This is a genomic window from Rhizobacter sp. P3_B12, from assembly GCF_056402895.1.
Genome location: NZ_JBFUGN010000613.1, coordinates 1 through 3,749, shown reverse-complemented (window position 1 = coordinate 3,749; position 3,749 = coordinate 1). Strand labels below are relative to the sequence as shown.

The window sequence follows — 3,749 nt, the reverse complement described above, 5'->3', positions numbered from 1 at the left end:
GCACCCACCACCAGCGAATCCGACCCGGTCCGAACCAGGCGCGGGTTTCGCCACGGAGGTGCTTGTCCTCATGGTGCGACCTGACGCACGCCGCATCGCGCAGGATTGCGAAGCGCGGCATGCCCGGACGAAGACACCAAGGGCGGCGTGAAGCGACGCGACGGTGAGGGCCGGGGCACCAGCGGCGCAGCGCTTCTTCGATGCCCTCAGTGCCGTCGCCATCGCCCACCCAGGCGATGCAGGCATCGGGGCGGATCAGCATCGACGGCCCCGTGTCGACGGCGATGCAACGGATCCTCTGCGTGGCGCCGCCCACGAGCTCGGACGCCTTGCCGTCCGCTGACGCGTCGAGCAGCACACCGCTGCCGTCCTGCATCAGCTCGTAGAGCGACGAGACCCCGCCATCGCCGCGTCGAAGCGGCCTGTCACCGATCAGCCGTCCGACCTCATCGCGCGGCGACCCGAGCTCGTAGCGCGTGAACAGGCCGCTCGTCATCTCGCCGATGAAGCGGTTGACGTCATCGAGCTGCATCAGCCTCGCGAACAGGTCCCGCATCGCACCCGCTTGCGGGTCAGGCCGCATGATCGCGACCTGGGCCAGCGTGTTCGCGAGGACGGCTTCGGCAACCGGCCGCCGCTCGGTGGTGTAGCTGTCCAGCAGGCTGTCGGCCACCTCGCCACGAACGACCGCGGCGAGCTTCCAGCCGAGGTTCGCGGCATCCACCAGCCCGAGGCCCAGGCCCTGGCCACCGAATGGCGTGTGGATGTGCGCAGCATCGCCGGCCAGCATCACCCTGCCTTGGCGGTAGCTGTCGACCAGCCGCGTGTTGTCGGTCCAGCGGCTGGCGCTGGCCAGCGCCTTCACGCGAACCTCCGCGCCACTGATGCGGCGCAGCACGCCCTCGAGCTCCTCGCGCGTGACCGGCGCCTCCCGGTCCTCGGGCGGACCGTTGAAGTCCAGCATCACCAGCCGGCCGGGCAGGGGCCCGCAGGAGAACACGCCCCCCGTGGTGCGATGCCAGCCGATCGGCCGCAGGCGTTCGGGATGGTCGATCTCGGCAACGGCCTGGTAGAAGGTCGACGAGGGCGGCGTGCCGGGAAAATCGAAGCCAGCCAGCTTGCGGACCCCGCTGCGCCCGCCGTCGCAACCGACGAGCCAGCCGCAGCGGATGCGGCCTGCACCCGTCGACGCTTGCCACGCCACGTCGACACCGTCCGCCTGCTGCGCGAGGCCGGTGAGCTCGCAGCCGCGGCGCACCTCGATGCCCAGCGCGCGGGCACGGTCGCCCAGCATGGCTTCGACGCCCTGCTGGTCCACCACGCGGGCCCGCCGTTCGGGCTCTCTCTGAGCCTCCCTGCGGATCAGCGGCAGGCCGGCGAAATGCCCGCTGAACTTCGAGTTCGGCCCTCGCTTCGCGGCCCCGGCCTGTTCGATGAACGGCGCCATCGCCGCGACGTTGCGCGCTTCCGCGGCGGCGATGGCCGCCGCCATGCCACGGCGCTGCAACGCCTCGATGCCCAACGGCCCGATCCCACCGGCCTTCATTGCCGTGCTCGCTGCACCCAGGCGTTCCAGCACGACCACGTGCACRCCGCCCAGGGCCAACTCGATCGCAGCCAGCAGGCCGACCGGACCGGCCCCCACCACCACGACATCGACGGATTCATCCATGCGTCCCACCCGAATATGTACTCAGTACAGTAAATGTACTTAGTACAATATGACCATGTCAATCCCACCCGATCGACGCTCCCGCAAGCGACTCGCCACGCGGCAGGACATCTCCAACGCCGCCACGCGCCTGTTCCTCGAACGGGGCTTCGATCGCGTGACAGTGGACGAGATCGCCGCTGCCGCCGAGGTTGGCCGGATGACGGTCTTCAATCACTTTCCGCGCAAGGAGGACATGTTCTTCGACCGCGACGAGGAGATCCGCGCGGCCTTGCGCGCGGCCTTGCGGCAACGCGATCCCGGCATCGCGCCGATCGAGGCGCTGCGCCTGCTCGCGCACCGGCTGGTCGAGGCACGCAGCCCCTACCTCGAGTTCTCCGCCGCCAGCCAGGGCTTCATCGAGACGATCGAGGGCAGCGAAACGCTGAAGGCGCGGGCGAGGGCGCTGCGTGACGAGATCGCGCAGGTCGTGCGGATGGCGCTGATCGAATGCACCGGCTGTGAACCCGGCGATCCTGACGCCCACCTGGCGGCCGACCTGCTGCTCGCGACCTGGACCGTGGCCCTCATCCAGGCCCACCGCAGCTTTCGACAGCACGGCGATGCGATGGCAGCGAAAGCCGCCTTCCTCTCGATCGTCGACAAAGGGAGCCTCGGCCTCCAGGCCGCGATGAGCGGCACGCCTTGCGCCTGAGCCGTTCCCGTCACATCGACCCGTGCGCCCGTGCGCGCCAGAACTCGGCATCGAACAACTGCCTCGCGCCGGTCCGCTCGTTGACCATCCAGAACTGCCGCCCGTCGACACTGAGCCCGCCGACCTCGCCGGTGTGGCGCCCCGCCACGACACGGCGCCCGAGCGCATTGGCCGGAAAGCCCGGCTGCCGCGCCAGCTCGATCAACGACACCGCCTCGCGCGCATCGCCGGCCAGCCGCATGCGTTGCACGATCGGCGCGAGCAGCGGGTTGGCGGCATCGGCCGGCGACAGGTAGACCACCACCTTGGCCTGCGCGCGGCTGAGCGCCACGTTCACCAGCCGCTGCGCCTCCTCGGTCTGCAGGAAGGGCTGGGCGCCATCGGCCGGATCGAACAGCACCACCGGGGCCTCGCTGCCCTGCGCGCGGTGCACGGTGCTGACCTTCACCGCCTCGGGCACGCCGCGCGCTCGCAATCGCTGGCGGATCAGCGCGCGCTGCGCGCGAAACGGCGTCAGCACGATCAGCTCGTGCGGCTGCCATGCACTGCTCGCCAGCGCGCCGGCCACCGTCTCGGCGATCGCGTCGGCCGATTCGCGCCGGATCGGCCCGCGCTCCGTGGCCGACCAGGCGCCATCGGTCTTCAGCCGGTGCACGTGCACGTGCGTGTCGGCATCGATCGCACCCAGGGCCCGCCGGCGCGCCGCCAGCCAGCCGGGCGCGGCCTGCGTGTCGGCGGCCACGCGCAGCGCCCCGTCGTAGAAGAGATCGCTGACCAGTTCGCTGATCGGCCCGGCCATGCGCGACTGCTCGTCGAGCAGCACCACCGACGAGCCCTCGCGCGGCATCTCGGCAAAGGCCGAGCGGCCCAGCCAGCGCCGCGCGCCGCGCTCGGTGCTGCGCAGCACCGGCGACAGCTGCTGCGGGTCGCCGGCGAACAGCCGCGCGCGGCCCAGCGGCATGAGCGCCAGCGCGTGCGCCAGGCTCACCTGGCTGGCCTCGTCGAACACCAGCAGGTCGAACGGGGCCACGCCGTCGGGCGCCAGCTCGCGCAGCGTCTTCAGCGTGAATGCGGCGCGCGTGGTCGTCATCGTCGCGAGCCGGCAACGCCGCAGCACCTGCAGCGAAGCCCGGCGCAATTCGTCGCGCAGCGCGGCCACGCGATCGGCCCAGGCCTTCAGCGCGGCACCGTCGCGCGATGACGGGCGGGCCGCCTCGGCGCGGGCCAGGCGGGCGATCAGGTCGTGGTCGTCGCTGGGGATCAGGTGCTCGCGGCCGGCATAGGCGGCGGCATCGAAGCGCGTGCSCAGCCGTTGCACCGCGGTGCGAGCGTGCTCGCGGCGGCCTTTCTCGAGCGCCTTGTCGACCGCGAGCGTCGCCAGGT

Annotated in this window: 3 protein-coding genes; 1 reads left to right on the top strand and 2 read right to left on the bottom strand. The window is 71.4% G+C overall.

The window, feature by feature from the left end:
* Positions 1 to 1,672: FAD-dependent oxidoreductase (locus AC1D01_RS24745; protein WP_477871074.1), on the bottom strand; the 1,672-nt coding region annotated here is incomplete at its 3' end.
* 49 nt (positions 1,673 to 1,721) lie between these two features.
* Here AC1D01_RS24745 and AC1D01_RS24740 point away from each other — a divergent pair.
* Positions 1,722 to 2,366 carry a TetR/AcrR family transcriptional regulator gene (locus AC1D01_RS24740; protein WP_477871072.1) on the top strand — a complete coding sequence of 215 codons (645 nt, stop codon included), beginning with the start codon at positions 1,722 to 1,724 and terminating at the stop codon, positions 2,364 to 2,366.
* Between the two features lie 10 nt (positions 2,367 to 2,376).
* Here AC1D01_RS24740 and AC1D01_RS24735 read toward each other — a convergent pair.
* A partial coding sequence (locus tag AC1D01_RS24735; RefSeq protein WP_477871070.1) for a DEAD/DEAH box helicase occupies positions 2,377 to 3,749 on the bottom strand: 1,373 nt, incomplete at its 5' end.

Excerpts from the sequence above, each read along its gene's own strand:
- AC1D01_RS24740 (WP_477871072.1), top strand. The coding sequence starts at position 1,722 with ATGACCATGTCAATCCCACCCGATCGACGCTCCCGCAAGCGACTCGCC.